We start from the raw sequence: 22174 nt of genomic DNA on the forward strand, positions 1-22174 counted from the left end.
TCGCAGTGACCAGAGGTTTTCAGAACCTGAAGGAACCACCGTCCGGAAGGGGGCCGCTCGCGTGAGTGTGCTCGACGAGATCATCGACGGAGTCCGTGCCGACCTCGCAGAGCGGCAGGCACGCGTCAGCCTCGACGAGCTCAAGGAGCGTGCGGCCAAGGCCCCGGCCGCCAAGGACGGGGTGGCCGCGCTCAAGGGCGACGGCGTCAAGGTGATCTGTGAGGTCAAGCGCTCCAGCCCCTCCAAGGGCGCGCTGGCGGCGATCGCCGACCCGGCCGGGCTGGCCGCGGACTACGAGGCGGGCGGCGCGGCTGTCATCTCCGTCCTCACCGAACAGCGCCGCTTCGGCGGCTCGCTCGCGGACCTGGAGGCCGTCCGCGCCCGCGTGGACATCCCGGTGCTGCGCAAGGACTTCATCGTCACCTCGTACCAGCTGTGGGAGGCCCGGGCCTACGGCGCCGACCTCGCGCTGCTGATCGTGGCCGCCCTGGACCAGTCGGCCCTGGAGTCGCTGATCGAGCGCGCGGTGTCCATCGGCCTGACCCCCCTCGTCGAGGTGCACGACGAGGACGAGGTCGAGCGCGCGGTGGACGCGGGCGCCAAGATCATCGGTGTCAACGCGCGCAACCTGAAGACGCTCGAGGTCGACCGCGGCACCTTCGAGCGGGTGGCCCCGGAGATCCCGGACAGCCTCGTCAAGGTCGCCGAGTCCGGCGTCCGCGGCCCCCACGACCTGATCGCCTACGCCAACGCCGGCGCCGACGCGGTGCTGGTCGGCGAGTCCCTGGTGACCGGCCGGGATCCGAAGGCGGCCGTGGCCGACCTGGTGGCGGCGGGCGAGCACCCGGCGCTGCGTCACGGACGCGGCTGACCCGGCTAGGCTTGGTGCCGATGACTCTCACCGAGACGACCGTGGACCGGCACGCGCGCCTGGCGCGCGGCTGCCGCCCCAGGGGCTGCCGCGCCCCGGCGCGGCGCGTCCACGGCCGCCGCGTGCGGTACGTCATCGGCGACGAACCCGGACAGGTGAACGGACGTCGATGGCAGCGCCCCGTCAGGGGCGCGGGGCAGTGTCCGTACATGCAGCTCGCCGCGTGAGCGCGAGCAACCACCGACGTCCGCAGTAGACGGACGGATCCCCGCCCCCACGGCGAACAGTGTCTCTTCACACGCACTCACCGTGAGGTTTCCGCATGCCCAGCGACTACTTCTTCCCTGACCCCGCCGGTCAGGTGCCCAGCGCCGACGGCTACTTCGGCGCGTTCGGCGGCAAGTTCATCCCGGAGGCCCTGGTCGCCGCCGTGGACGAGGTCGCCGTCGAGTACGACAAGGCGAAGGCCGACCCCGAGTTCGCCCGCGAACTGGACGACCTGCTCGTCAACTACACCGGCCGTCCCAGCGCGCTGACCGAGGTGCCGCGGTTCGCCGAACACGCCGGTGGCGCCCGGGTGTTCCTCAAGCGCGAGGACCTCAACCACACCGGCTCCCACAAGATCAACAACGTGCTCGGTCAGGCCCTGCTCACCAAGCGCATGGGCAAGACCCGGGTCATCGCCGAGACCGGCGCCGGCCAGCACGGCGTCGCGACGGCCACCGCCTGCGCGCTGTTCGGCCTCGACTGCACCATCTACATGGGCGAGGTCGACACCGAGCGCCAGGCCCTGAACGTGGCCCGGATGCGCATGCTCGGCGCCGAGGTCGTCGCCGTGAAGTCCGGCAGCCGGACCCTCAAGGACGCCATCAACGAGGCGTTCCGGGACTGGGTCGCCAACGTCGACCACACCCACTACCTGTTCGGTACGGTCGCCGGCCCGCACCCCTTCCCGGCCATGGTCCGCGACTTCCACCGGGTCATCGGCGTCGAGGCCCGCCGGCAGCTCCTGGAGCGCGCCGGCCGCCTCCCCGACGCGGCCGTGGCCTGCGTCGGCGGCGGCTCCAACGCCATCGGCCTCTTCCACGCGTTCATCCCCGACGAGGGCGTTCGCCTCGTCGGCTGCGAACCGGCGGGGCACGGCGTCGAGACCGGCGAGCACGCGGCCACCCTCACCGCAGGCGAGCCCGGCATCCTGCACGGCTCCCGGTCGTACGTCCTGCAGGACGACGAGGGCCAGATCACCGAGCCGTACTCGATCTCGGCCGGCCTGGACTACCCGGGTGTCGGCCCGGAGCACTCCTACCTCCGTGACTCCGGCCGCGGCGAGTACCGCGCGATCACCGACGACGCGGCCATGCAGGCCCTGCGCCTGCTGTCCCGCACCGAGGGCATCATCCCGGCCATCGAGAGCGCTCACGCCCTGGCCGGCGCCCTGGAGGTCGGCAAGGAGCTGGGCAGGGACGGCCTGATCCTCGTCAACCTGTCCGGCCGCGGCGACAAGGACATGGACACCGCCGCCCGCTACTTCGGCCTGTACGACACCGACGCCGAGGTGGCCGCCAACGAGGCCGACACCGCCGAGATCGAGGGGGACGCGAAGTGAGCGGGACTGCATTCATCGGCGGCAAGGGCCGGCTGCTGTCGGACACCCTCGCCGGCGCCAGGGCCGAGGGCCGCGCCGCGCTCATCGCCTACCTTCCGGCCGGCTTCCCCACCGTGGACGGCGGCATCGAGGCGATCAAGGCCGTGTTCGACGGCGGTGCCGACATCGTCGAGGTCGGTCTGCCGCACAGCGACCCGGTCCTCGACGGTCCGGTCATCCAGACCGCCGACGACATCGCCCTGCGCGGCGGTGTGAAGATCGCCGACGTCATGCGGACGGTCCGGGAGGCGCACCGGGCCACCGGGAAGCCCGTGCTGATCATGACGTACTGGAACCCGATCGACCGGTACGGCGTGGAGCGCTTCACCGCGGAGCTTGCCGAGGCGGGCGGCGCCGGCTGCATCCTGCCCGACCTGCCGGTCCAGGAGTCGGCACTGTGGCGGGAGCACGCCGCGAAGCACGGCCTGGCGACGGTCTTCGTCGTGGCGCCGAGCAGCAAGGACGAGCGGCTCGCCGAGATCACGGCGGCGGGCAGCGGCTTCGTCTACGCGGCCTCCCTGATGGGTGTCACCGGCACCCGCGAGTCCGTCGGCGCGCAGGCCCACGACCTGGTCGAGCGCACCCGCGCGAGCGGCACCTCGCTGCCCGTCTGCGTCGGGCTCGGCGTCTCCAACGCGGCCCAGGCGGCCGAGGTCGCCGGCTTCGCCGACGGCGTCATCGTCGGCTCGGCGTTCGTGAAGCGGATGCTCGACGCCCCGGACCACGCGTCCGGCATCGAGGCGGTCCGTGAGCTGGCCGGTGACCTGGCGAAGGGCGTACGCGGGCAGGCGTGACCGCCAGTGATGTCCCGTTTCGGATGATTCGGTCACTCGAACGGGTGGACCTGGGACCGGGGAGGCGCGCTGCGCCTCCCCGGTTCGTTCTGGGGGTGTGAGCGAGAAGAACCGTGACGGAAAGCGCACCGCCCGGGAGCGGCTGGCGGTCGAGCGCGAGAAGCAGAAGTCCGCGGAGAAGCGGCGGCGCACGCTGATCGTGGGCGCGAGCGTCGTCTGCGTCCTGGGCCTCGCGGCGGTGATCGGCGTCCTCGCCGCGAACGCCGGCAAGGACAAGAAGGGAAGCAGCGAGGCGGGCCCGGTCGTGGCGCCCTCGGGCGCGCAGGGCAAGGACAGCCTCGCCATCCCGGTCGGCAAGGACGGCGCCAAGTCGACGCTCACCGTCTGGGAGGACTTCCGCTGCCCGGCCTGCCAGGCCTTCGAGGCGGCGTACCGGCCGACGCTCCACGAACTGGCCGACGCCGGCAAGCTCAGAATCGATTACCACCTGGTCCAACTGATCGACGGCAACCTCGGCGGCAGCGGCTCGCTGCGCGCGGCCAACGCCGCGGCCTGCGCCCAGGACGCCGGAAAGTTCCGCGACTACCACGACGTGCTGTACGCGAACCAGCCCGAGGAGACCGACGACGCCTTCGGGAGCGACGACAAGCTCATCGAACTCGCGGGCAAGGTGAAGGGCCTGGACACCCCCGCGTTCCGCAAGTGCGTCAAGGACGGGACCCACAACAGCTGGGTGGACAAGTCGCACCAGGCCTTCGAAGCGGGCCACTTCAGCGGCACGCCCACGGTCCTGTTCGACGGCAAGAACATCTACCAGGACCAGTCGATGACCCCGGCCAAGCTCAAGGAGATGGTGGAAGCGGCCAACCGCGGGTGAGCGTTTCTCACGCCCCCGTTATGGACCCGTAGCCGGGCTGCTTGCCGTCCCCACGGCCCGGCACGGTAGCGTCGGACCTGCCATGAACCTTGCCTACATCCCCAGCCCGTCGCACGGGGTGCTGTACCTCGGCCCCATCCCGCTGCGCGGCTATGCCTTCTGCATCATCATCGGCGTGTTCGTTGCCGTCTGGTTCGGCAACAAGCGCTGGATCGCCCGTGGCGGGCAGTCCGGCACGGTCGCCGACATCGCCGTCTGGGCCGTACCGTTCGGCCTGGTCGGCGGCCGGCTCTACCACGTCATCACGGACTACGAGCTGTACTTCAGCGAGGGCCGTGACTGGGTGGACGCCTTCAAGGTCTGGGAAGGCGGCCTGGGCATCTGGGGCGCCATCGCGCTCGGTGCGCTCGGTGCGTGGATCGGTGCGCGGCGCCGGGGCATCCCGATGCCGGCGTACGCCGACGCCGTCGCACCCGGCATCGCGCTCGCGCAGGCCATCGGCCGCTGGGGCAACTGGTTCAACCAAGAGCTGTACGGCCGCGAGACGCATGTGCCGTGGGCGCTGCACATCACCTCCTCCGAGGGCGGCCGGGTGCCGGGTTACTACCACCCGACCTTCCTCTACGAGTCCTTGTGGTGCATCGGCGTCGCCCTGCTCGTCGTCTGGGCCGACCGCCGCTTCAAGCTGGGCCATGGCCGGGCGTTCGCCCTGTACGTCGCCGCGTACTGCCTGGGCCGCGGCTGGATCGAGTACCTGCGCGTGGACGACGCCCACCACATCCTGGGCCTCCGCCTCAACGTCTGGACCGCGCTGATCGTGTTCCTGCTCGCGGTGACGTACATCGTGGTGTCGGCGAAGACGCGGCCGGGACGGGAAGAGGTCGTCGAGCCGGGAGCCTCCGGTGGTCCGGCCGACGGTGCGTCCGGTGGTCCGGCCGACGGCAAGGAGGCTGTCGCCGAGGGTACGGAGGCCGCCCCCGAGGGCGGGGAGAAGACCGCCCAGCCGGATGCCGAGGAGACGAAGGCCGAGGCGAAGGACGAGGCCGAGTCAGCGACCAAGAAGAGCTGACCGCCGGTTGTACGACACCGAGGGCGCCCGGATCTCTCCGGGCGCCCTCGGTGTGTGCGGGCGGACTGGCCACGGCTGGTTCGGCACCGCCGGTCACCGCCGTCGTGGTCGGTCGCCGTCGCGGCGGCGATGAGGGGGCGGCGGACAAGAGCGGGGCGGCGGAGAGGGCGGGGAGAAGCGGAGGCGGCGGGGAGAAGTGGAGGCGGCGGGGAGAAGCGGAGGCGGCGGGTGGGAGGGGGCGGTGGATCCGTCCCGGTCTGTCATTCCCTTCCGCCGTGGCGGTGATCAGCGACGGTGTTGCCGGTCGGCGGTGGGGCGGACCGGGGTCCTTGGGGACAGCTCAGTTCCTGGATGCCAGTGAGAGAGTTCGCCGGGCCATCGCCACCACCGCTGCGTCGATGAAGCGGCCGTCGGGAAGGGCCTGTGCGCCCTCGTTCGCGGAGGCCGCTTTGATGATCGTCTCGGCGTGTTCGATGTCCGCTTCCGTGGGCAGGTAGGCCCGCTCGATCACCGGGAGCTGGCGGGGATGGATCGCGGCGCGGCCCAGGAAGCCGAGGGCGCGGCCGTGGGCGCAGGAGGAGGACAGGCCGCCGAGGTCACGGATGTCCGGGTAGACCGTCTGGGGCGGTGGGGCCAGACCCGCCGCCCGCGCCGCGACGATCACCCGGGAGCGTGGCCAGTCGAGGCCCGTCTCGGCCCGTACCCCGAGGTCGGCCCGGAGGTCCGCCTCGCCGAGGGCGATGCCCCGCAGGGACGGATGGGCGGCCGCGATGGCGTAGGCGTGTTCGACGCCCACCGCCGACTCCAGCAGGGCGTACAGCGGGAGGGGGGTTGCGGTGGCGACGTGTCTGATCTCCTCGGGGGACGTCACCTTCGGGAGCCGTAGCCCGGACACACCCGGCAGGGTCGCCAGTGCGGAGAGGTCCGCCGCCGCCCAGTCGGTGCCGAGGGCGTTGACGCGGACGTGCACCGGCACCGGCTGCGGCTGCGGCTGCGCGAGGAGTTCCGCAGTGGCCGCGCGGGCGTACTCCTTGCGGTCCGGGGCGACCGCGTCCTCCAGGTCGATCACGACCACGTCGGCGCCCGCGACGAGCGCCTTGGCCACCACGTGCGGGCGGTCCCCGGGGACGTAGAGCCAGGTGAGCGGGAACCGGGTCACAGGGCGCCCTCCGCACGCAGGGCCGTGATGTCGGCGGAGGTGAGACCCAGTTCGGTGAGCACGGCGTCCGTGTCGGCGCCGTGCGGGCGGCCGGCCCAGCGGATCGCGCCGGGCGTCGACGAGAGCCGGAAGAGGACGTTCTGCATGCGCAGCGGTCCCAGCTCCGGGTCGGCGACCGTGGTGACCGTGTCCAGGGCCTGGTACTGCGGGTCCGCGAGCACGTCCCGGACGTCCTGGACGGGAGCCACCGCGGCCTCTGCCTTCTCGAAGGCCGCGAGGACCTCGGTCCGGCCGCGGGCGGCGATCCAGGAGCCGACGGCCTCGTCCAGCACATCGGCGTGGGCGGCCCGGTCCGCGCCGGTGGCGAACCACGGCTCCTCGATCAGATCCGGCCGGCCCACCAGCCGCAGTACGCGTTCGGCGACCGACTGCGCCGAGGTGGAGACGGCGACCCAGCAGCCGTCGGCGGTGCGGTAGGTGTTGCGCGGGGCGTTGTTCGCGGACCGGTTCCCGGTGCGTTCCTGGACGTAGCCGAGCTGGTCGTACCAGGTCGGGTGCGGGCCGAGGACGGAGAGGATCGGCTCGATGATCGCCATGTCGACGACCTGCCCCCGGCCGGTGTGCTCCCGTGCGGCCAGGGCCGTCAGCACGGCGTACGCGGTCGCCAGGCCCGCGACCGAGTCGGCGAGACCGAAGGGCGGCAGCGTCGGGGGCGCGTCCGGTTCGCCGGTGACCGCGGCGAAGCCGCTCATCGCCTCGGCGAGGGTGCCGAAGCCGGGGCGGCGCGCGTACGGACCGAACTGGCCGAAGGCGGTGACCCGGGCGAGCACCAGCTGGGGGCTGGCCGCCGACAGTTCCGGCCAGCCGAGGTCCCACTTCTCCAGGGTGCCGGGGCGGAAGTTCTCGATCACCACGTCGGCGGTGGCGGCGAGCCGCAGCAGGGTGGCCCGGCCGCCGGGGGTCGACAGGTCGAGCGTGATGGCACGCTTGTTGCGGCCCAGCACCTTCCACCACAGGCCGATGCCGTGCTTCGCCGGGCCGTGGCCCCGGGACGGGTCGGGCCGCCGGGGATGCTCGACCTTGATCACCTCGGCGCCGAAGTCACCGAGCAGGGTGGCGGCCATCGGGCCGGCGAAGAGGGTGGCCAGGTCCAGTACCCGCAGGCCGTCCAGGGCGGGGCGCGTCCGTGTCGTCGTACTCATGCGGTGTACTGCGCGTCGATCTCCGGGCGGTACGGCATCGATGCCGACGCCCCGGCCCGCTGGACGGAGATCGCCGCCGCGGCGGCCGCCCAGGACAGTGCCTCGCGTACCGGTTTCTCCTCGGCGAGGGCCACGGCGAGCGTGCCGGCGAAGGTGTCGCCCGCGCCGGTGGAGTCGACGGCGGTCACCCGGGGTGCGGGGACCACGAGCGGTTCGGTGCCGCGGGCCATGTAGAGGCAGCCCGTCGCGCCCAGGGTGACGACGACCTCCGGCACCAGATCCAGCAGGGCGGCTGCCGCCTCGCGCGGGTCGGTGCGGCCGGTGAGAGTGATCGCCTCGTACTGGTTCGGTACCAACAGCTCGGTCACGGCGAGGAGTTCGGGCGGAAGCGGCTGGGCGGGGGACGGGGTGAGGACCGTACGGACGCCGTGCCGGCGGGCGGCCTCCGCGCCCGCGACGACCGCGGCCATCGGGATCTCCAGCTGCAGCAGCAGGGCGTCGGCGGAGGCGATCACCCCTTCGTCGCCGGGCGAGAGGTGGTCGACGGTGCCGTTGGCGCCGGGGATGACGACGATCGCGTTGCCGCCCTCGTCGTCCACCACGATGTGCGCGGTGCCGGAGGGGCCCTCGACCGTGCGCAGGGAGTCGGTGTCGACGCCGGAGTGTTCGAGGGTGTCGCGCAGCCGCACGCCGAAGGCGTCGTTGCCGACCGCGCCGATCATGGAGACGGTGGCGCCCGCGCGGGCCGCGGCGATCGCCTGGTTGGCGCCCTTGCCGCCGGGAATCGTACGGAACTCCCGTCCCGTCACCGTCTCCCCGCGCTGCGGGGCCTTGCCGACGTAGGCGACGAGATCCATGTTCGTGCTGCCGAGGACGGCGATGTGGGTCATGAGCGGGTCGCCTCCAGGTGGGTGAGGTGGGCGAGGGTGTCGAAGCCGGTGCCGTCGAAGTCGGCGACGGTGGTGGCGAGCCGGTTCTTCAGCGGGGCCCGCCAGTGGTCGGGGAGCGCGCTGGGGGTGCCGGCGAGGAGGCCTGCGATGCTGCCCGCGGTCGCGCCGGCCGAGTCGGTGTCCCAGCCGCCGGAGACGGCACGGCAGACGGAGCCGGTGAAGTCGCCGTCCGCGTGGGTCAGGGCGGCGGCGATCAGGGCGGTGTTGGGAAGGGCGTGCACCCAGTGGTGGGTGGGGCCGTAGCGGGCGTGGAGGTGGTCCACGACGTCGTCGAAGTTCTCCTCGGTCCGGGCCAGCCGGACGGCGTGGTCGATCGCCTTCGCCAGGCGGGAGCGGGGCGGGATCACCGTGCGGCCGGCGCGGAGGCAGTCGTGGACGTCGTGGCGTCCCGTGGCGGCGGTGGCGATGGCGGCGGCCGTGAACATCGCCGCGTAGACACCGTTGGCGGTGTGGGTGAGGACCGCGTCGCGGTGCGCCTGTTCGGCGGCGGCGGCCGGGTCGCCCGGGTTGGTCCAGCCGTGCACGTCGGCACGGATCAGGGCGCCGATCCACTCGCGGAACGGGTTGCGGTGGCGGGCCGTGTGCGGGGGCTCGATGCCGGCGAGGAGGTTGCGGTGGGCGAGGCGCTCGGCGGTGAAGGTACGGCCGGGCGGAAGTTCCTCCAGCCAGAGCCGTGCCACGTCGTCGGTGCTGAAGGACTTGCCGTGCCGCTGGAGCAGCAGGAGGTTGAGCAGGGGGTAGTCGAGGTCGTCGTCCTCGGGCATGCCGTCGATGTTCTCGGCGAGCGAAGTGGCGGCCGAGCGGCGGTTCCAGGGATGGGCGTCGAGCAGCTCCCGTGGGACGCCCTTCGCGGTGAAGTACCCGGTGAGCGGCCAGTTGCCGACGGCTCGGGCCAGCGCGCGGATGCCGTCGAGGGGGAGCTTCTCGACGGGCTTGCCGAGGAGGCAGCCGACGGCCCGGCCCAGCCAGGCGGCTTCGAGCGCGGGAAGGCGTCCCGCAGCGGCGCGAGGAGCCGCGCCCTCAGCCATGTGCGGCCCGCGGTCGCGCGACGGCGCATCCCCGCGGCCCGCCGGCGTCGGCCAGTGCGGGCACAGGGACTTGATGCGGGCCAGGTCCGTGGGCTCGTCCTCGGACAGGCGGCTGGGCAGATCGGCCAGCTCGTCCAGCAGATCCTCGGCCAGCAGACGCAGGTAGCGCGAGGCCCGGTGCGGGGACGCGCCCGCCCGTTCCGGGGCCTCGGTCCCTCCGGCCGCCCGCCATCTGGCCTCGATCCTCGACGGCTCCCGGCCGTCCAGCCGGGCCTGCCGGATCTCGTGGCCGAGCAGATCCTCCGGCTGCACCCAGGTCAGTCGGAGCACGGCCGGCCTCCGAGCGCGGTGAAGGCCCGCTCGTGGGCGCGCCGCCGGCGCACGTCCCGGTCGAAGATCTCGCGGGTGACCTCGGTGAGCGTGCGGGCCGGTGCCCACAGGTCCAGGCGGCTCGCGTCCGCCACCGTCTTCGCCCACTCCTCGGGCACGGGCGAGCCGAGCGCGCCCGCGAGGGCACCGGCCATGGTGGCGATCGAGTCGCAGTCCCGGCCGTAGTTGACCGCGCCGAGGACGGCGTGCCGGTAGTCGCCCCCGGAGACGATCAGCATGCCCAGGGCGACCGGGAGTTCCTCGATGCTGTGCAGCCGGGAGGGGCGGCGGGCGCCGAGGGAAGGGGCGCGGTAGTCGGGGCCGACCGTGTCGTACGGGGCCACCGCCGCGCGCAGCGGGCCGAGCGCCGACTCGAAGTCCCGGTGCCGGGCGGCGGCCTCGCAGACCTTCTCGATCGCCGTGCGGGTGCCGTCCTTCGCCAGGGACAGACAGGCGGCCACGACCGAGTCCGGGGTCGCGCCGGGCGCGGCCGCGGCGGCGACGGCCGCGGCGATGACACCCGCCGCCTCACGGCCGTACGAGGACTGGTGGGCGCCGGCGACGTCCAGGGCCTCGGCGTAGGCGGCGGCCGGGTCGGCCGCGTTGACGAGGCCGACCGGGGCCATGTACATCGCCGCACCGCAGTTGACGATGTTGCCGACGCCCGCCTCCCGGGGGTCGATGTGACCGTAGGCCAGCCGGGCCACGAGCCACTTCTCGGCGAGGAAGACGCGGTGCAGCGGCAGCGCCTCGGTCTCCAGCTCCGGGATCCAGCGGGGGGTGGTCATCAGGTCGGGGACCAGGTGGTCGGCGATCGCGTACGCGTCGAGGTGGTCGCGGACGCGGTCGTAGACCCGGATCAGCGCGTGGGTCATCAGGGTGTCGTCGGTGACGTGGCCGTCGCCCTTGTGGTACGGCGCGAGGGGGCGGGCGGTGCGCCAGTCGTCGCCGTGCCAGGGGCCGACGATGCCGCGTACTCGGCCGCCGTGGCGCTCGGCGATCTGGTCGGGGGAGTAGCCCTCGACCGGCCCTCCGAGGGCGTCCCCGACGGCGGCACCGACCAGGGCGCCGGTGATGCGGTCGGCGAGACCGTGCGGGGACGGCCCGCCGTTTCCTTCTTCTTCGAGTCCTCTGGGCTCCTTGGGCGTCATGCCCCGAATCATCCTCCTGGACGGGCCGGTTGTGCGGCTTCCAGGAGTCCGGCGAGTTCCACCAGGTCGGTGCCGGTGAGGCGGGGCAGGGTGCAGCCGGGCAGGATGCGGCAGGCGTCCCGCCAGGTCTGCGGGATGGCCTCGCCACCGCAGAGGGCGCCGGTCAGCGCACCCGCGAGGGCCGGGGCGGAGTCGGCGACCCGGGACAGACAGGCGGCGGCGGGTACGGCCTCGGCGATCCGGCCCCGGGCGGCGGTCGCGAGGGCGAGGGCGACGGGCACGGTCTCGGCGGCGGCGATGCCGTAGCTGTAGACGTGGTCGACGATCTGGTGTTCCAGGAGGGGTACGAGGGCGAAGGCGGACTCGCTGTCCTCGGCCAGGGCGAGCGCGTGCCGGGTGTTGCGGCCGATCTCGGTGTCCGCGGGCAGCTCGGCGAGCGCGGCCGTCACGCAGGTGTCCGTGTCCGCGTCGGCGAGGGCGAGCGAGAGGGCCGCGGCCATGGCACGGGCGCCGTGCACGCCGTCGCCGTCCTGGGTGTAGCGGGCGTCGAACTCGGCCAGTGCCGCGGCCTGCCCGGGGTCGCCGGGGTGGGCCACGGCGAGGACGCAGGCGCGGACGCAGGCCGCGTCGTCGAAGTAGTGCGGGTTGTCGTGGCCGGTGGCGGGCGGGCGCAGGCCGGTGGCGAGGTTGCCGAGTCCGGCGCGGACGGAGATCCGGGCCCGCAGGGGGAGCACGGCCGACTCGATCTCCGGTGCGCGGTCCGCCGCGGCGGCGACCTCGGAGGCCACGGCGGTCCAGGTGAGGTCGATCGCGGCGCGTATCCGGCGCGCCCGGCTGAGGTCGCCGAGGACGTCGTCGTCACCGGCACGCAGGACCGCCTCCGCGGCGAACACCGCCCACTCGGCGTCGTCGGAGGGGCCGAGGCGGAGGGGTTCGGGGGGCTGGTTGAGGGCGATCGGCACCGGGAGGGTGGTGGTGGCGTTCTGCTCGGCGAAGGTGTCCAGCTCGCGGGTGAGCCGGCGGGTCCACTCGGGCATCCGGGCGGCGCGGTGCCGGGCGGCGGGCCAGCCGGCGGCGTCTCCTGCGGCGAGACCGAGGAGCAGGCCCTCGACCCGGCGCGGCCTCATGCCCGGCCCTCACTGTCCTGCTGCCCACCGTTCCCGGCCCCGACCAGGGGGCTCCGCTCCCTGGGCCCCCGGTCCTCCGTCCACCCACCATCCGACTCGGTGGGCCGAGACGGGGAGGGCGGGGACGCGGGTGGTTCGGTGGGGTGGGTGGTGCTGGGCGGGAGGGTTGGTTCGGTGGGGTGGGTGGCGGTGGGCGGGAGCGTCGGCTTGGTCGGGTGGGTGGTGGCGGGCGGGAGGGTTGGTTCGGTGGGGTGGGTGGTGCCGGGCGGGAGCGTCGGCTTGGTCGGGTGGGTGGTGGCGGTGGGCGGGAGGGTTGGTTCGGCGGGGTGGGTGGCGGTGGGCGGGAGCGTCGGCTCGGCCTGGGTGGTGGCGGCGGGGGGCAAGGCGTGGGTGGTTTCCCGGGGCAGGGTGGGGTCCGTCAGCCGCAGGAGTTCGCGTAGCGGCTCCGGCAGTGCCACATCCGCCCCCCACTTCCCGCCCTCCTCCGGGACCAGCAGTTCCGCGACGTCCAGGACGTGGTGGCCCGCCATGGACGGCAGGCACCGCCCCCGGGCCGGGCCGATCGCCGCCGCCCAGGACGGGGGGATCGCGGAGACGCCCTGGGTCGCGCCGGACAGGGCGCCGGCCACTGCCGCCGTCGTGTCGGCATCGCGGCCCATGTTGACGGCCGTCAGGACCGCTTCCCGGAAGTCGCCGTCGGCCGCCGCGTACGCGCCGAAGGCCAGGGCGACGGCCTCGGGGGCGAGGTCGGTCCAGGGATAACCGCCGATGACGACCGCGGAGCGGACCGCGCGTTCGCCGCGATGGGCCACGGCCACCGCGCGCCGCAGGGAGCGGGCCGTCCAGGAGTCGTCCGGGATCACCGCGAGGGCGGCGGCGATCACCACCGGCACCGGCGCGCCCGTCATCGCCGCCGCCACGCCCGCCGCGACGGCCTGGCCGCCGTAGATGCCCTCGCCCTCGTGGCTGACCGAGCCGTCGATGGCCACCAGCCGGGCCGCTTCGGCGGGGCGCCCGGCGGCGAAGACCCCGAAGGGTGCCGCCCGCATCGCCAGGCCGTCGCTCCAGGCGTGCCGGTGCTGGGCCGAGATGGGGGCGGCGAGGCCCCGGCGGAGGTTCTCCAGCGTGCCGCGTTCGCTGAAGCCCGCGCCCCGGAAGGGGCCCTCGGCCCGGTCGGCGATCCACTGGTGCCAGGCCGCCTCCACCTGCGCCGGCGTGAGCGCCGAACCGTGCCGGGCGAGCAGCAGTCCGGAGAAGATCGCGTACTCGGTGTCGTCCGTGCCGCAGGGGCGCTCGCTGACGTACCCGGTGATGCGGCCCCAGCGGGCCCGGATCTCGGAGGGCTTGAGGTTCTCCGCGGGCGCCCCCAGCGCGTCGCCGACGGCCAGGCCGAGCAGCGCACCGCGCGCCCGCTCGCGGAGTCCGGCGGCGTCACCGGGCGCCGGGACCGGGGGAGTGCAGGCGATCGATGGCATGGGGCCTCCTTCGCGCGGGCCGCTCGGGCCCTTTGCGGATGTGTCCCACAGGAGGTGCGCGCGCGTGCACAGGACGGCTCCGCGTCACCCTCTCGGCATCTGAGCCAGCAATCGCACATTTGAGCGTCCGGGCGGAAAAGCGCTGGTTAGCCGAGCCTTCCCTTGCTGGCGGGAGTGGAATTATCGGCGTAGGTTCTGTGTTGTCGAAAAGTAGAAGAGTTCCAAAGTTAGCTTTGGCTTAGCTTCCCTGGGGGGCCTGCATGGCCATCATCGAGACCGAGGCCGCGCTGCACGTGGCACACCGCGACAACCACACGCACCGGGACGTGAACGGTGGCTGGCTTCGGCCCGCCGTCTTCGGCGCCATGGACGGACTGGTCTCCAACCTCGCCCTGATGACGGGTGTGGCCGGCGGATCCGTGAGCCAGCAGACCATTGTCATCACCGGTCTCGCCGGCCTCGCTGCCGGCGCCTTCTCGATGGCGGCCGGCGAGTACACCTCGGTCGCCTCGCAGCGGGAACTCGTCGAGGCCGAGCTCGACGTGGAGCGTCGTGAGCTGCGCAGGCATCCGCAGGACGAGGAGGACGAGCTGGCCTCCCTGTACGTGGCACGCGGAGTCGAGCCGAAGCTGGCCCGCGAGGTCGCCCGGCAGCTGTCCGAGGACCCCGAGCAGGCTCTGGAGATACACGCCCGCGAAGAGCTGGGCATCGACCCCGGGGACCTGCCGTCGCCGCTGGTCGCCGCCGTGTCGTCCTTCGGATCGTTCGCGCTCGGCGCGCTGCTGCCCGTCCTGCCCTACCTGCTCGGCGCGACCGCGCTGTGGCCCGCCGTGCTGCTGGCCCTCGCCGGGCTCTTCGCGTGCGGTGCCGTCGTGGCCAAGGTGACCGCACGGACCTGGTGGTACAGCGGTCTCCGGCAGCTCGCGCTGGGCGGTGCGGCGGCCGGTGTGACGTACGCCCTGGGCAGCCTGTTCGGAACGGCCGTAGGATAGCCCGAATGGTACTTATGCGATGGGCCGCATAAGTAGCCGTTACTCGCTGGTTTCGAGTGCGTGACCACCGGGCATGAGCCGTAAGCGCTGTGGGCAATGACGCCTGCCGCACCCCTGCGGGGTGGGCGATGACGCTCCCCCCGGCCCCTCAGGGCCGACGGACGCCGATCCGACCGATCTTGTCCGCCACGGTCCCCCAGCACGTTGGCCGCCACTGCGTGGCACCCCCGCCGCCCTCGCGCGGCACCCTGCCGTCACCCGCACGGCACCCCCTGCCGTCACCCGCGCGGCACCGCCGCAACCGCGTGGCACCGCCGTGATCGCACGGCACTCGCCGCGTTCGTCCGGCGCTCCGTCGCGACCGCGGCGTCCGCATGGTGGAACGGAGTATCCGGTTCCCGGGGACCGCCCCATCATGTAATCTGCACGAAATTTTGATCTCACGCAGAGGGCCAACGTCGTCCCTCGGCACCTGCCACATGCCACATGACGACGACGGGAGAGCCGATGCGTACGCCGCGCCAGCCGTCCCAGCATTCCGCGAATGGCCAGAACTGGTCGTTCATGGATGCTCGCCCTGCTGCGCAGGGTATGTACGACCCCCGCAACGAACACGACGCCTGCGGCGTCGGTTTCGTCGCCACTCTCACCGGCGACGCTTCGCACACGCTGGTCGATCAGGCGCTCACCGTACTGCGCAACCTGGAGCACCGCGGCGCCACCGGCTCCGAGCCCGACTCGGGCGACGGCGCGGGCATCCTCTCCCAGGTGCCGGACGCCTTCTTCCGCGAGGTGGCCGGATTCGAACTCCCCGCGGCCGGCTCCTACGCCGTCGGCATCGCCTTCCTGCCGGAGGAGGGGACCGAGGACGCCGTCTCACGTATCGAGACGATCGCGGCCGAGGAGGGTCTCACGGTCCTCGGCTGGCGTGCGGTCCCGGTCGCCCCGGAGCTGCTGGGCGCCACCGCCCGCTCCACCATGCCGGCCTTCCGGCAGATCTTCGTGACCGACGGGGCCAGCGAGGGCATCACGCTGGACCGCAAGGCGTTCGCGCTGCGCAAGCGCGCCGAGCGCGAGGTGGGCGTCTACTTCCCGTCCCTCTCCGCCCGCACGATCGTCTACAAGGGCATGCTGACCACCGGCCAGCTGGAGCCCTTCTTCCCGGACCTGTCCGACCGCCGCTTCGCGTCGGCCGTCGCGCTCGTCCACTCGCGCTTCTCCACGAACACCTTCCCGTCGTGGCCGCTCGCGCACCCGTACCGCTTCGTCGCGCACAACGGTGAGATCAACACCGTCAAGGGCAACCGCAACTGGATGCGCGCCCGCGAGTCCCAGCTCGTCTCCGAGCTGTTCGGGGACCGCGACCTCGAGCGCATCTTCCCGGTGTGCACGCCCGACGCCTCCGACTCGGCGTCCTTCGACGAGGTGCTGGAACTGCTCCACCTCGGTGGCCGCTCGCTGCCCCACTCCGTGCTGATGATGATCCCGGAGGCGTGGGAGAACCACGACTCCATGGACCCGGCCCGGCGCGCCTTCTACCAGTTCCACTCCACGATGATGGAGCCCTGGGACGGCCCCGCCTGCGTCACCTTCACCGACGGCACCCAGGTCGGCGCCGTGCTCGACCGCAACGGTCTGCGCCCCGGCCGCTACTGGGTCACCGACGACGGCCTCGTCGTCCTCGGCTCCGAGGTCGGCGTCCTCGACATCGACCCAGCCAAGGTCGTCCGCAAGGGCCGCCTGCAGCCCGGCCGGATGTTCCTCGTCGACACCGCCGAGCACCGCATCATCGAGGACGACGAGATCAAGGCGTCCCTCGCCGGCGAGAAGCCGTACGCCGAGTGGCTGGAGGCCGGCGAGATCGAGCTGGGCGACCTGCCCGAGCGCGAGCACATCGTCCACACCCACGCCTCGGTCACCCGCCGCCAGCAGACCTTCGGGTACACCGAGGAGGAGCTGCGCGTCATCATCGCCCCGATGGCCAAGGCCGGTGCCGAGCCGATCGGCTCCATGGGCACGGACTCGCCGATCGCGGCCCTGTCGGAGCGGCCGCGGCTGCTGTTCGACTACTTCACCCAGCTGTTCGCGCAGGTCACCAACCCGCCGCTGGACGCCATCCGCGAGGAACTGGTCACCTCCCTGCGCAGCTCGCTGGGCCCGCAGGGCAACCTGCTCGACCCGACCGCCGCCTCCTGCCGGTCCGTCGTGCTGCCGTTCCCGGTCATCGACAACGACGAGCTGGCCAAGCTCATCCACATCAACGCCGACGGCGACATGCCCGGCTTCAAGGCCGCGACCCTCTCCGGTCTGTACCGGGTCTCCGGCGGTGGCGACTCCCTCGCCGCGCGCATCGAGGAGATCTGCGCCGAGGCCGACGCGGCCATCGAGAACGGTGCCCGGCTGATCGTCCTGTCGGACCGGCACTCGGACGCCGAGCACGCGCCGATCCCGTCGCTGCTGCTCACCGCGGCCGTCCACCACCACCTCATCCGCACCAAGCAGCGCACCCACGTGGGCCTGCTGGTCGAGGCCGGTGACGTCCGCGAGGTCCACCACGTCGCCCTGCTCATCGGCTACGGCGCCGCCGCCGTCAACCCGTACCTGGCGATGGAGTCGGTGGAGGACCTGCTGCGCGCGGGCACCTTCATCAACGGCCTGGAGCCCGAGAAGGCCATCAAGAACCTGATCTACGCCCTCGGCAAGGGCGTCCTGAAGGTCATGTCCAAGATGGGCATCTCCACGGTCGCCTCCTACCGCGGCGCCCAGGTCTTCGAGGCCGTCGGCCTGGACCAGGCCTTCGTGGAGAAGTACTTCAACGGCACGGCCACCAAGATCGGCGGCGTCGGCATCGACGTCATCGCCAAGGAGGTCGCCGCCCGTCACGCCAAGGCCTACCCCGCCTCCGGCATCGCTCCCGCGCACCGTGCGCTGGAGATCGGCGGCGAGTACCAGTGGCGTCGCGAGGGCGAGCCGCACCTGTTCGACCCGGACACGGTCTTCCGGCTCCAGCACTCCACGCGTACCGGCCGGTACGACATCTTCAAGAAGTACACCGAGCGCGTGAACGAGCAGTCCGAGCGACTGATGACGCTGCGCGGTCTGTTCGGCTTCGCGTCCGGCCGGCAGCCGATCTCCATCGACGAGGTCGAGCCGGCGAGCGAGATCGTCAAGCGGTTCTCGACCGGTGCCATGTCGTACGGCTCCATCTCCAAGGAGGCGCACGAGACCCTCGCCATCGCCATGAACCAGCTGGGCGGCAAGTCCAACACCGGTGAGGGCGGCGAGGACCCGGAGCGCCTGTACGACCCGGCGCGGCGCAGCTCCATCAAGCAGGTCGCCTCCGGCCGCTTCGGCGTCACCTCCGAGTACCTGGTCAACGCGGACGACATCCAGATCAAGATGGCCCAGGGCGCCAAGCCCGGCGAGGGCGGCCAGCTGCCCGGCCACAAGGTCTACCCGTGGGTCGCGAAGACCCGTCACTCGACGCCGGGTGTCGGCCTGATCTCCCCGCCGCCGCACCACGACATCTACTCCATCGAGGACCTGGCCCAGCTGATCCACGACCTCAAGAACGCCAACCCGGCGGCACGCATCCACGTGAAGCTGGTGTCGGAGGTCGGTGTCGGCACGGTCGCGGCCGGTGTGTCCAAGGCGCACGCGGACGTGGTCCTCATCTCGGGCCACGACGGTGGTACCGGTGCCTCCCCGCTGACCTCCCTGAAGCACGCGGGCGGCCCCTGGGAGCTGGGCCTCGCCGAGACCCAGCAGACACTGCTGCTCAACGGCCTGCGCGACCGCATCGTCGTGCAGACCGACGGCCAGCTGAAGACCGGCCGTGACGTGGTCATCGCCGCGCTCCTCGGCGCCGAGGAGTTCGGTTTCGCGACCGCTCCGCTCGTCGTCTCCGGCTGCATCATGATGCGCGTCTGCCACCTGGACACCTGCCCGGTCGGCATCGCCACCCAGAACCCGACCCTGCGCGACCGCTTCGCCGGCAAGGCCGAGTACGTCGTGAACTTCTTCCGGTTCATCGCCGAGGAGGTCCGCGAACTGCTCGCCGAGCTGGGCTTCCGCTCCATCGAGGAGGCCGTCGGCCACGCCGAGGTGCTGGACGTCGAGCGCGCCGTCGACCACTGGAAGGCGCAGGGCCTGGACCTGGAGCCGCTCTTCCACGTGCCGGACCTGCCCGAGGGCGCCGTCCGCCACCAGCTGATCTCCCAGGACCACGGTCTGGAGAAGGCGCTGGACAACGAGCTGATCAAGCTCGCCGCCGACGCCCTGTCCGCGAACGACGCGACCGAGGCGCAGCCGGTGCGTGCCCAGGTCGCCATCCGCAACATCAACCGAACGGTCGGCACCATGCTCGGCCACGAGGTGACGAAGAAGTTCGGTGGCGCGGGCCTGCCCGACGACACCATCGACATCACCTTCACCGGCTCGGCCGGCCAGTCCTTCGGCGCGTTCCTGCCGCGTGGCGTCACGCTGCGCCTGGAGGGCGACGCCAACGACTACGTCGGCAAGGGCCTGTCCGGCGGCAGGGTCGTCGTCCGCCCGGACCGGGCCGCCGACCACCTCGCCGAGTACTCCACCATCGCGGGCAACACCATCGCCTACGGCGCCACCGGCGGCGAGCTGTTCCTGCGCGGCCGTACCGGTGAGCGGTTCTGCGTCCGCAACTCCGGCGCGCTGGTCGTCTCCGAAGGCGTGGGCGACCACGGCTGCGAGTACATGACCGGCGGTCACGCGGTCGTCCTCGGCCCGACCGGCCGCAACTTCGCGGCGGGCATGTCCGGCGGTGTCGCGTACGTGATCGACCTCGACCGCGACAACGTCAACGCCGGCAACGCCGGGTCGGTCGAGGCGCTGGACGACACGGACAAGCAGTGGCTGCACGACGTGGTGCGCCGCCACGCCGAGGAGACCGGCTCGACGGTCGCCGGGAAGCTGCTCGCCGACTGGGACGCGGCCGTGGAGCGCTTCAGCAAGATCATCCCCAGCACGTACAAGGCAGTGCTCGCCGCCAAGGACGCCGCCGAGCGAGCCGGTCTCACGGAGACCGAGATCACCGAGAAGATGATGGAGGCGGCGATCAATGGCTGACCCGAAGGGCTTCCTGAACCACGGCCGTGAGGTCGCCAAGACCCGTCCCGTCGGTGAGCGCGTCAAGGACTGGAACGAGGTCTACGTCCCCGGCTCCCTGCTGCCGATCATCAGCAAGCAGGCCAGCCGGTGCATGGACTGCGGCATCCCGTTCTGCCACAACGGCTGTCCGCTGGGGAACCTGATCCCCGAGTGGAACGACTACGCCTACCGCGAGGACTGGGCCGCGGCCCAGGAGCGGCTGCACGCGACCAACAACTTCCCGGAGTTCACCGGCCGCCTCTGCCCCGCTCCCTGTGAGTCGGCGTGCGTGCTGGGCATCAACCAGCAGCCGGTCACCATCAAGAACGTCGAGGTCTCGATCATCGACAAGGCGTGGGAGACCGGGGACGTCGCCCCGCAGATCCCCGAGCGCCTGTCCGGCAAGACGGTCGCGGTCATCGGCTCCGGACCTGCGGGTCTCGCCGCCGCCCAGCAGCTGACCCGGGCCGGCCACACGGTCGCCGTCTACGAGCGCGCGGACCGCATCGGAGGCCTCCTGCGGTACGGCATCCCCGAGTTCAAGATGGAGAAGCGGCACATCAACCGCCGTATCGAGCAGATGCGCGCGGAGGGCACCCGCTTCCGCACGGGTGTCGAGGTCGGCCGGGACATCAACTCCCGCGACCTGAAGAAGCGGTACGACGCGATCGTGATCGCCGCCGGTGCCACGACCGCCCGTGACCTGCCGGTGCCGGGCCGCGAGCTCAAGGGCATCTACCAGGCCATGGAGTACCTGCCGCTGGCGAACAAGGTCCAGGAGGGCGACTACGTCACCACTCCGATCTCCGCCGAGGGCAAGCACGTCGTCGTCATCGGCGGCGGTGACACCGGCGCGGACTGCGTGGGCACCGCCCACCGTCAGGGCGCGGCCTCCGTCACCCAGCTGGAGATCATGCCGCGCCCGAACGACGACCGGCACCCGACCAACCAGCCCTGGCCGACCTTCCCGATCCTCTACAAGGTCACCTCGGCGCACGAGGAGGGCGGCGAGCGGATCTACTCCGCCTCCACCACCCACTTCGAGGGCGACGAGGACGGCAACGTCCAGTGGCTGCACCTGGCCGAGGTGGAGTTCGTCGACGGCAAGCTGACCTCGAAGCCGGGCACCGAGCGCAAGATCCCGGCCCAGCTGGTCACCCTCGCGATGGGCTTCACCGGCACCGACCGGGAGAACGGCCTCGTGGAGCAGTTTGGTCTGGACCTCGACGAGCGGGGTAACATCGCCCGCGACGCCGACTTCCAGACCAACGTGCCGGGCGTGTTCGTCGCCGGCGACGCCGGCCGCGGCCAGTCCCTCATCGTCTGGGCGATCGCGGAGGGCCGCTCGGCCGCCCGCGGAGTCGACCGCCATCTGACCGGAGCCAGCGACCTGCCGGCCCCGATCCGCCCGACGGACCGCGCCCTGGCGGTCTGACGCGCCCACCGGGGACCTGAGGTCCCCCGACAGACGTCCCGTACAAAGGCGTGCGGAACACTGACGACGCCTGCCCGCCTGTCCCCGACCGGACGACTGGGCAGGCGTCGTTGCATGTACGCTCGGGCGCCTGAACAGCCAAGGGGGGATCATGGCGGCGATCAGTCTGCGCAAGGTGGAGGAGACCGCGCCCGCGCTCGTCGGCGCCTACCGGTCGGCGGGGGTCTCGCTGCGCAAGCACGGCCTGGACGGCCTGCGGGCCGCCGTCTACCTCGTCGTCGACTACTCGGGCTCCATGAAGCCGTACTACAAGGACGGCAGCGTGCAGGCGCTCGCGGACCGGGTGCTGGGCCTGGCGGCGCACCTGGACGACGACGGGTGCGTGCCCGTGGTGTTCTTCTCCACCGACGTCGACGCGGTCACCGACATCGCCCTCGCCGGCCACCAGGGCCGTATCGAGCAGATCGTGGCCGGGCTCGGGCACATGGGCAAGACCAGCTACCACCTGGCCATGGACGCCGTCATCGATCACTACCTGGACAGCGGCGCCACTGCCCCCGCCCTCGTCGTCTTCCAGACCGACGGCGGCCCGATCAACAAGCTCGCCGCCGAGCGCTATCTGTGCAAGGCCGCGAAGCTCCCGCTGTTCTGGCAGTTCGTCGGCTTCGGCGACCCGGGCAGCAGGCAGTTCGAGTTCCTGCGGAAGCTGGACGAACTGGCGGTGCCCGGCAAGCGGGCCGTGGACAACGCCGGCTTCTTCCACGCGGGCCAGGACCCCCGGCGGGTCACCGACGCCGAGCTGTACGACCGTCTCGTCGGCGAGTTCCCCCGGTGGCTGCAGGCCGCGCGAGCCGCGGGCGCGGTACGACCGGACTGACCTCGTTCCGCCAGTTGCCCCGGACTGCCTCC

Annotated in this window: 16 protein-coding genes and 1 pseudogene; 10 read left to right on the top strand and 7 right to left on the bottom strand. The window is 72.4% G+C overall.

Going from position 1 to position 22174, the window contains the following annotated elements:
• Positions 1-61: 61 nt before the first annotated feature.
• The 6 genes from trpC (at position 62) to lgt (ending at position 5256) form a co-directional block, all read left to right on the top strand.
• Complete coding sequence (gene trpC / locus ACZ4SF_RS25255; protein WP_468388312.1) at positions 62-871, top strand: indole-3-glycerol phosphate synthase TrpC; 810 nt, start codon at positions 62-64, stop codon at positions 869-871.
• Between the two features lie 20 nt (positions 872-891).
• Positions 892-1098, top strand: a complete 207-nt coding sequence (gene trpM / locus ACZ4SF_RS25260; RefSeq protein ID WP_468388314.1) for a tryptophan biosynthesis modulator TrpM — start codon at positions 892-894, stop codon at positions 1096-1098.
• 95 nt (positions 1099-1193) lie between these two features.
• Positions 1194-2477 (top strand): tryptophan synthase subunit beta, encoded by a 1284-nt coding sequence (gene trpB / locus ACZ4SF_RS25265; protein ID WP_468388316.1) that lies wholly within the window; start codon positions 1194-1196, stop codon positions 2475-2477.
• On the top strand, positions 2474-3310 hold the full coding sequence (trpA, locus tag ACZ4SF_RS25270; protein WP_468388318.1) for a tryptophan synthase subunit alpha: 837 nt from the start codon (positions 2474-2476) through the stop codon (positions 3308-3310). Before trpB ends, trpA begins: the two co-directional genes overlap by 4 nt.
• 97 nt (positions 3311-3407) lie before the next feature.
• On the top strand, positions 3408-4187 hold the full coding sequence (locus ACZ4SF_RS25275) for a DsbA family protein (protein ID WP_468388320.1): 780 nt from the start codon (positions 3408-3410) through the stop codon (positions 4185-4187).
• A gap of 82 nt (positions 4188-4269) precedes the next feature.
• A complete protein-coding gene (gene lgt / locus ACZ4SF_RS25280; protein WP_468388322.1) occupies positions 4270-5256 on the top strand; it encodes a prolipoprotein diacylglyceryl transferase in 987 nt (328 codons plus the stop codon).
• A 340-nt stretch (positions 5257-5596) separates the two neighbouring features.
• On the opposite strand, the gene ACZ4SF_RS25285 is transcribed toward lgt, so the two are convergent.
• The 7 genes and pseudogenes from ACZ4SF_RS25285 to ACZ4SF_RS25315 form a co-directional block, all read right to left on the bottom strand.
• A complete protein-coding gene (locus ACZ4SF_RS25285) occupies positions 5597-6415 on the bottom strand; it encodes an HpcH/HpaI aldolase/citrate lyase family protein (protein ID WP_468388324.1) in 819 nt (272 codons plus the stop codon).
• Positions 6412-7617, bottom strand: a complete 1206-nt coding sequence (locus ACZ4SF_RS25290) for a CaiB/BaiF CoA transferase family protein (RefSeq protein ID WP_468388326.1) — start codon at positions 7615-7617, stop codon at positions 6412-6414. The genes ACZ4SF_RS25285 and ACZ4SF_RS25290 overlap by 4 nt, the downstream gene beginning before the upstream one ends.
• Positions 7614-8507, bottom strand: coding sequence for a ribokinase (rbsK, locus tag ACZ4SF_RS25295; protein WP_468388328.1), 894 nt, complete (start codon positions 8505-8507; stop codon positions 7614-7616). Before rbsK ends, ACZ4SF_RS25290 begins: the two co-directional genes overlap by 4 nt.
• Positions 8504-9925, bottom strand: a complete 1422-nt coding sequence (locus tag ACZ4SF_RS25300) for an ADP-ribosylglycohydrolase family protein (protein ID WP_468388330.1) — start codon at positions 9923-9925, stop codon at positions 8504-8506. The genes rbsK and ACZ4SF_RS25300 overlap by 4 nt, the downstream gene beginning before the upstream one ends.
• Positions 9913-11115: an ADP-ribosylglycohydrolase family protein gene (locus tag ACZ4SF_RS25305; RefSeq protein ID WP_468388332.1), complete on the bottom strand. Its 1203-nt coding sequence runs from the start codon at positions 11113-11115 to the stop codon at positions 9913-9915. Before ACZ4SF_RS25305 ends, ACZ4SF_RS25300 begins: the two co-directional genes overlap by 13 nt.
• Positions 11116-11123: 8 nt before the next feature.
• A complete protein-coding gene (locus ACZ4SF_RS25310) occupies positions 11124-12242 on the bottom strand; it encodes an ADP-ribosylglycohydrolase family protein (RefSeq protein ID WP_468388334.1) in 1119 nt (372 codons plus the stop codon).
• Between the two features lie 455 nt (positions 12243-12697).
• A pseudogene (locus ACZ4SF_RS25315) lies at positions 12698-13717 on the bottom strand (ADP-ribosylglycohydrolase family protein); the annotation flags it as partial.
• 260 nt (positions 13718-13977) lie between these two features.
• Here ACZ4SF_RS25315 and ACZ4SF_RS25320 point away from each other — a divergent pair.
• From ACZ4SF_RS25320 to ACZ4SF_RS25335, 4 genes are all read left to right on the top strand, one after another.
• Positions 13978-14709 (top strand): VIT1/CCC1 transporter family protein, encoded by a 732-nt coding sequence (locus tag ACZ4SF_RS25320; protein WP_468388336.1) that lies wholly within the window; start codon positions 13978-13980, stop codon positions 14707-14709.
• A gap of 507 nt (positions 14710-15216) precedes the next feature.
• Complete coding sequence (gene gltB, locus ACZ4SF_RS25325) at positions 15217-19809, top strand: glutamate synthase large subunit (protein ID WP_468388338.1); 4593 nt, start codon at positions 15217-15219, stop codon at positions 19807-19809.
• Positions 19802-21265 carry a glutamate synthase subunit beta gene (locus tag ACZ4SF_RS25330; protein ID WP_468388340.1) on the top strand — a complete coding sequence of 488 codons (1464 nt, stop codon included), beginning with the start codon at positions 19802-19804 and terminating at the stop codon, positions 21263-21265. The genes gltB and ACZ4SF_RS25330 overlap by 8 nt, the downstream gene beginning before the upstream one ends.
• A 151-nt stretch (positions 21266-21416) precedes the next feature.
• A complete protein-coding gene (locus ACZ4SF_RS25335; RefSeq protein ID WP_468388342.1) occupies positions 21417-22142 on the top strand; it encodes a vWA domain-containing protein in 726 nt (241 codons plus the stop codon).
• Positions 22143-22174 lie beyond the last annotated feature (32 nt).

This window comes from Streptomyces sp. NPDC027663 (assembly GCF_055566415.1).

Coding starts and splice junctions, on each gene's coding strand:
- trpM (WP_468388314.1), top strand. CDS start 892: ATGACTCTCACCGAGACGACCGTGGACCGGCACGCGCGCCTGGCGCGC.
- trpB (WP_468388316.1), top strand. CDS start 1,194: ATGCCCAGCGACTACTTCTTCCCTGACCCCGCCGGTCAGGTGCCCAGC.
- lgt (WP_468388322.1), top strand. CDS start 4,270: ATGAACCTTGCCTACATCCCCAGCCCGTCGCACGGGGTGCTGTACCTC.
- ACZ4SF_RS25290 (WP_468388326.1), bottom strand. CDS start 7,617: ATGAGTACGACGACACGGACGCGCCCCGCCCTGGACGGCCTGCGGGTA.
- rbsK (WP_468388328.1), bottom strand. CDS start 8,507: ATGACCCACATCGCCGTCCTCGGCAGCACGAACATGGATCTCGTCGCC.
- ACZ4SF_RS25305 (WP_468388332.1), bottom strand. CDS start 11,115: ATGACGCCCAAGGAGCCCAGAGGACTCGAAGAAGAAGGAAACGGCGGG.
- ACZ4SF_RS25310 (WP_468388334.1), bottom strand. CDS start 12,242: ATGAGGCCGCGCCGGGTCGAGGGCCTGCTCCTCGGTCTCGCCGCAGGA.
- ACZ4SF_RS25320 (WP_468388336.1), top strand. CDS start 13,978: ATGGCCATCATCGAGACCGAGGCCGCGCTGCACGTGGCACACCGCGAC.
- gltB (WP_468388338.1), top strand. CDS start 15,217: ATGCGTACGCCGCGCCAGCCGTCCCAGCATTCCGCGAATGGCCAGAAC.
- ACZ4SF_RS25330 (WP_468388340.1), top strand. CDS start 19,802: ATGGCTGACCCGAAGGGCTTCCTGAACCACGGCCGTGAGGTCGCCAAG.
- ACZ4SF_RS25335 (WP_468388342.1), top strand. CDS start 21,417: ATGGCGGCGATCAGTCTGCGCAAGGTGGAGGAGACCGCGCCCGCGCTC.